Here is a 6,166-nt window from a genome sequence, read left to right as displayed (position 1 = left end):
TTAGTTGAGCTTGTTGAAGCTATCTTATATCGCCTAAAAATAGGGTCCAACCGCAGTGGAACTGTGGAGATCATTGCTAACGGAGAATTTTTTTAAAGGAACTGTTTTATCTTGGAATAGTGTCTATTACCATTTTAATAAGTGGAATAAGGCAGGTTGTTGGCGAAAGATTTTTATTAATTTACTAAGACAATATCTTGACTTATCAAAACTTTCCTTGGACGGTTCACATACTCCTTCAAAAAATGGAGGAGAGTCCGTTGCTTATCAAGGTAGAAAATCTTGTAAGACGACAAATACTTTATTTATTGTTGATAATCAAGGCATTACACTGTCTATGAGTACACCCCAAGATGGTAATCATGGCAACGCCCAGTCCATGATCTATACGAAATTAACATACTATTTGATGAACTTTGTGATATGTTAAAAGATGCAAGCATTAGCTTAGATGGCCTGTTTTTAAATGCTGATAGTGGACGGTTCGCCGTTGCGATTCGATTCAAGAAAATTAAAAGAAGCTTGCTCTAAAGGAGGTATCATTGCCAATATCAAACCGAATCCAAGAAATAAACAAGAAAACAAAGTGCCAGAAATAGCAGATAATATGTTTGATAATGAACTCTACAAAGGACGCTATTTAATTGAACGAACCAATGCTTGGATTGATAGCTTTAAGGCTCTTCTCATCAGGTTTGAATTCTTAGTACAAAATTGGATTTCTTTGCATCTTATGGCATTCTCGGTTATTTTATTACGAAAAGTCGCTAAAAAAACAAAAGTTTAAACAGCTTCATTGTCAAGTTCGACAACTTCCAGTCAAGCTTCGTTTTTAAAAATGAGGACAATAAGAAATTTCCCAATGTCAGTACTAATAATGAAATATCACATGCTGAATACATAGGTCCAGGTGTTTATAATGACAAGGACAATTGTATTTACTTCTATTCTCAAAATGGTATATTCAAAGGGAATCCTCAAAACGACTTATCAAAAATCGAGAATTGGACTAAGGTGCTAGACCCAAAACTCCATTGGTCAAATGGTCAATCAGACGCAATTGGGGCTCCGATGAATGTTTTAAAACTAAAATTTATTGATAACGAAAGATTAATTATCTTATCACAAAATGACGGTATTGGAATTTACGATGGTAAGACACTTATTAAAACAAGATAAAGAACTGTTTAGCTGACAAAAAATTCGTAAAAGTAGGAGGGGCGGTTGAAAATTCAAGACTTGTAGTTCTAATGTTGGGTATTTGAGTTAAGTGTTCAAGCATCGTCAACATGTAATCAGCAGGATATTGCGATTGCTCCTAGTTAAATCTAAAGATATACGGATAGACGCCTTTTTCTCTGTTTGGTATTACTCCTAAACTGTACCAAAAAGGGAAGCCGACAAAACCATTGAAGTTTTAAGAAGTACAAGTCGCTAACAAGAATGATTGTTTGTCGACTTCCGAGTGTAAAGCGTACTAAAAATACCATCATATCACCAACCTTTTCTCTAAGCGATAATTATATGAAGGTGATTTTCTACTCATTGATATCAATTTTTACACTGATGACTTCTACTGTTTTTGGACAGTTAATTCCATACGGATTACAACTTGACAAAGTGCAAAAGGAAATTCTTTCGAGGACATCTGCTTTTGATAGTTTAGTATTTGTAAATAAGGCAAGTTATTGGACTGTGGACAGACAAATAAAAGGCTATGGATTTAGAGGTAAAGAAATCTATAAAATGACAATTACCTTTAAACAGAATACAACATCTTTTTATAATATAACGATCGATCAAATTAAAAAGAGTAAGCTAAGTATCGCATCAAAGATTGACGCTATTAAGCTAATAAACTATTCCTCAATAGAGACAGTAAGCAGCGACTCTTTGAATCTTAAATCACAGACCAATACCTATATCGACATTTCTGACCAACCTGAGTGGACGTTTCTGTCAATTAAAAAAAGTATCTTCGTTTTAAAGCAATCGTATGCTCCTGAAATATACCAAAAAATTGCGCCTACAAAAGAACGAAAGTTATTCATGACTACTCTTACGCAACTAGACGAGTTATTAAAATAACTAGCACCAACTAGTCATCTTGTTTATCTCCCTCGATCTATACACATTTAATAAAAACAGCTAATCGAACCCTTAAAGTTTATTTTCAATGAGTCCGTTATGATGATATTGGATGAATGCGAGTAGCCTATTTTTAAGTTTAGTAGCAATAGGAATGTTGTTTTTTATTATTACATTCTTTTCTAAATTGATAGTATCTCCTCTAAATTTTTCGCCATCAAATACGATGTATTTTGATTGGGAAACCATGCTAAATCTGCCTTCACTATACAATAAAGCCTTTCCTCCTTGTGAAAAGTTGAAAATAGACTCTCCAAAGTAATTGAGCTGATTGTTGTTTTTGCCCAGAAAATCTAAGATAGAAGGAACAATATCGGCGTGCTGCGTAATCTTGTGGGGAAGGATTTTCTTTTTAAGTAATATGTTCATGCTCTGAGATCCATGAAAAAGAATTAGAGGAACTCTATAAGCACCCATTTCATTGTTATACTTTGGCTCGGAGTTTTGTTGGGTGTGGTCTCCTGTAATGATAAATAGGGTATTTTTGAACCATGGAGTATGTTTACTATTTTCAAAAAACTGGCGAAGTGCATAATCTGCATACCCAATGCTCTCATGAATTTCTAAAGGTCCTTTTCTAAAACGCCCCAAATATTTTGCTGGAATTGTATAAGGTGAGTGTGAGCTCAATGTAAAAATCGTATTGACAAAAGGTTGTTGTTGCTCAGTAGTTTTTTGAGCACAGAATTGCAAAAACGGTTCATCAAAAATTCCCCAGTTTCCATCAAAATCTTTTTTATTGGGATATTCATTTAATCCATAATATTGCTGAAAGCCCGCAATCTGAGAAAAACCTTCGAAACCCATCGAACCGTTTCTGGCACCATGAAAAAAGGCAGAAGAGTAGCCAGAAGGCTTTAAAATACTCGCCAAGCCAGCTATGTTATTTGCCTGATATTTGGAGGTAATATAAGGTTCATCCATCAGTTTGGGCATACTGGCTACCACAGCAGGTACGGCGTCGATAGATTCACGTCCGTTGGCGAAATGGTTTCTCATACAAACTCCAGCTTTACTCAAAGAGTCCAAAAAGGGTGTATAGCCTGTATATTGATTATAGATTCCCATATATTCTGCGCTCAAACTTTCCACAATAATTATCATAATGTTTTGTGGGACATTGTGTTGTATATCAGATGATTGACCTTTGGTTTGAATCAAGGAATACATCTGTTGGCTAGGTAAATATTGTACAGCGTTTGTCCCTTGTGCATCTATCGTGGTAAGAAAGGTAAAGGGCGTATTCAATACCAGATTGCCTAGTTGTTGGCTATTTTGGGAGAAAGCCTGATTAGTTCTTAAGGGTTTTTCCTGAAATCCACCTCTAAAGCCTAAAACAAAAAGCGCTGCCATAAAAAGTGCCATAAAAACATTGAAGGGATACCACGGAAGGGTATTAGTGAACGGAACCTTTTTTGAGGATTTGGGTAAAAATTTTATAAAAATCCATGATAGAAAAAGCATAATTAATGCTAGATACCAATACTTTCCGAGTAGATTTTGAGCTTGATTTCCAACGTCGCCCATAATGCTATTGATTTCAAAGTTGGTTCTTCGACCAATGAATTTATAATATTCCAAATCTATAACGCCCAAACTCAAAGATGCTAAATTGGGAATCACAAATAGGTTTTGTAACCATTTTTGATAGCGCAGACTTTCCCAATGACTAGGCGATAGCATAAATGAGCCAAGTACATAAAGTATATTAATGATACAAATGGCAGATAAATCAAACCTGAGTCCCAACAGAAAGGAATCAATAATTTGACCGTTTGAGACATTTTGGAAAGAATGGTTATTAAAAAGGAAAAACAGTAATCTAACGATACTGTAAAATAGCATAAGCCACAAAATGCGTCTTACTAAAAGTAAAAACTGGAAGTAGATAAGTTTCATTAATTTGATGAAATTTTTAGAAATATTCGAGATTTTGACCTTGAGCCGAGAGAATAGCGATCGCTTTTATGAAGCACAAAACAGAAGTCCTTCAACGGAAAGACTTCTGTCCACTACTAGCATTTGATAATCAAAAATTTATGGAAAAACTTGATCTATTTAGAAATGTCCATTTTTTGCCCAACGGTATTGAGAAGTCCCTTGAGGAAAAAATTATTTAATCCTTTGATAAAATCTATCCGAGCGTGCTCTTCCTGAAAAAGACCATCATTGAGAATATTTTTGAACATCCAAACATATAGTTCGGCCGAAGCGGTAGCATCGAGCTCTTGACGGTATAGTAGCTCAGATTTGCCTCTTTCAATGTTTTGTGAGACATAGGATAAAAGTTTCCTATCCAAAAAACTGGTTAGCTTTTGATGAGCTTCTAAATAGTATGTCCTCGAATCCTTTAAAAACAATGAGGTCAATTTGGTAAAGCACTTTTGGATTTCTTCAAAAAACCTTTGTAGTTCAATAATGGCGCTTGGTGTCACCCGAGGGAATATCCTAAATGATTGCTCAATCTTTGTCAGTAAAGACTCCATGACTTTTACCACCAAATTATGTTTGGAAGGGAAGTATAAGTACAAGGTTTTCTTTGAGATACCGCACTCATTGGTAAGTTCGTCCATTGTCACAGCTTTGATACCACGTTTAGCAAACATAGATTGCGCTGTTTCCAGAATAGAAATTTGTTTGCCTCTCATACGCTTACTTGATTTCGCCGATGGCTCTTTTATAATTTGCCAAACTCACTTTGTATTCAACTTTTGCATCGATATGGCTAGTATAAGCCTGTTGCCAAATCACTTGAGCTTCTAGCACATCTTTTCCTGTGATGGTTCCTGCTTTGTAGCGGTCGTTAGCCAATCTTAGGTTTTCCTCAGACTGTTTGATGGATAAATTTGATAAATCTATTTTCTTGAGGGTTTTGTTCAGTTGAATCCACGCACTCTGTACTTGTAGATTAATCAACTCTTTACTTTCTTCGAGTTCCCATTTCTTCGCTTGGATTTTTAGCTCTTGCTCTTTTACTTTCTGAGCATTTTTGCCCCAATCATAAATAGGAATAGAAAAATTGAGTAATCCTAGATAAGAACCAAGGAAACTATCACCATTTGAAAAGTTAACCTTATTGCCTACAGACGCAAACCCTGAGAATACAAAACTCAATTGAGGTTTATGTTCAGCTTTTATTAAGGAAGTTTTGATATGCTCAAGTTCCATGACCTTGTTTAATACCTGAATTTCGGGTCTTAACTCCTCGGCATTGGTTACTTTGGGAGAAAGTAATTCAACATTGAAGGTATTTACCTCATCAGCGATATGGAAGTCTATTTGGTTAGATTGTCCAATAATCTGCGCCAAGTTTAGTTTGGCTAATATGAGTCCATCTTGCGCTTTTGTGATGTTCAAGTCTGCTTCATTCAGATTGACTTCTACTCTTAGTAAGTCATTTTTATAGGTCAAACCTGCATCTACGGCATTTTTAAGCTCTTTTTGTAACTGTAAAAGCATTTCTTTGTATTTCTGTGCTAATACAATTTTTTCCTTCACCTGCACAATTTGCCAATAAGCACTTTCTACCGAAACTAAAAGCTCTGCTTCGGTAATCGCTTTTTGTCCTTCCGAAATTTCAAGAGCTTTATTATTTGCTTCAACGCCAAGCTTAATTTGTCCACCCGTGTAAATAGGTTGTGCTACCATAACCGACCCACTTCCTAAAACACTTGGAAGTAATTGATTAAGAGGTTTACCTGCGTGTATAGCCATTACCGAAGCATCGATATTGGGTTTATCATTGAGCTTCGAGGCATCACGAGCTACTCTTGTCGCTTCAATTTGGAACTGAGCGGCTTTAATTTTTTTATTTTGGGTCAAAGCCATTTGCCTACACTGCTCTAGTGCGTAGGTGGGCGTTTGAGCGTTATTAGGAAATACCTTTCCGATTAGTACCATTATGAATAGTACTCGGCAAAATGTATGCATGAATTTCATCGGTTTTATGGTTGGAACGTCAGCTCTAGGATTGTATCGACACATACGCTACAGTGTATTATGTATGAGCTTGTAGCGT

5 protein-coding genes are annotated in these 6,166 nt (G+C 35.8%); 2 read left to right on the top strand and 3 right to left on the bottom strand.

What is annotated here, in order from left to right; all coding sequences use genetic code 11:
• Window positions 1-466: 466 nt before the first annotated feature.
• Window positions 467-787 (top strand): transposase, encoded by a 321-nt coding sequence (locus tag GVN22_RS18700; RefSeq protein ID WP_166552533.1) that lies wholly within the window; start codon window positions 467-469, stop codon window positions 785-787.
• 779 nt (window positions 788-1,566) lie between these two features.
• A complete protein-coding gene (locus tag GVN22_RS18695; protein ID WP_166552532.1) occupies window positions 1,567-2,088 on the top strand; it encodes a hypothetical protein in 522 nt (173 codons plus the stop codon).
• A gap of 72 nt (window positions 2,089-2,160) precedes the next feature.
• Here GVN22_RS18695 and GVN22_RS18690 read toward each other — a convergent pair whose 3' ends face one another.
• The 3 genes from GVN22_RS18690 to GVN22_RS18680 form a co-directional block, all read right to left on the bottom strand.
• Window positions 2,161-4,047: an LTA synthase family protein gene (locus tag GVN22_RS18690; protein WP_166552531.1), complete on the bottom strand. Its 1,887-nt coding sequence runs from the start codon at window positions 4,045-4,047 to the stop codon at window positions 2,161-2,163.
• Window positions 4,048-4,202: 155 nt separating this feature from the next.
• Window positions 4,203-4,796, bottom strand: coding sequence for a TetR/AcrR family transcriptional regulator (locus GVN22_RS18685; RefSeq protein WP_166552530.1), 594 nt, complete (start codon window positions 4,794-4,796; stop codon window positions 4,203-4,205).
• 4 nt (window positions 4,797-4,800) lie between these two features.
• The gene (locus tag GVN22_RS18680) at window positions 4,801-6,078 is read right to left on the bottom strand and encodes a TolC family protein (RefSeq protein WP_166552529.1); all 1,278 of its coding nucleotides are present in this window, start codon (window positions 6,076-6,078) and stop codon (window positions 4,801-4,803) included.
• Window positions 6,079-6,166: the final 88 nt, after the last annotated feature.

The sequence above is a fragment of the Cellulophaga sp. BC115SP genome (genome assembly GCF_009905545.1).
In the GTDB taxonomy this organism is placed as follows: Bacteria; Bacteroidota; Bacteroidia; order Cytophagales; family Spirosomataceae; genus Flectobacillus; species Flectobacillus rivi.
Note: the sequence above shows the minus strand (reverse complement) of the source record. Positions and strands in the feature narration are given on the sequence as shown.

Coding starts and splice junctions, on each gene's coding strand:
- GVN22_RS18700 (WP_166552533.1), top strand. CDS start 467: ATGCTGATAGTGGACGGTTCGCCGTTGCGATTCGATTCAAGAAAATTA.
- GVN22_RS18695 (WP_166552532.1), top strand. CDS start 1,567: ATGACTTCTACTGTTTTTGGACAGTTAATTCCATACGGATTACAACTT.
- GVN22_RS18690 (WP_166552531.1), bottom strand. CDS start 4,047: ATGAAACTTATCTACTTCCAGTTTTTACTTTTAGTAAGACGCATTTTG.
- GVN22_RS18685 (WP_166552530.1), bottom strand. CDS start 4,796: ATGAGAGGCAAACAAATTTCTATTCTGGAAACAGCGCAATCTATGTTT.
- GVN22_RS18680 (WP_166552529.1), bottom strand. CDS start 6,078: ATGCATACATTTTGCCGAGTACTATTCATAATGGTACTAATCGGAAAG.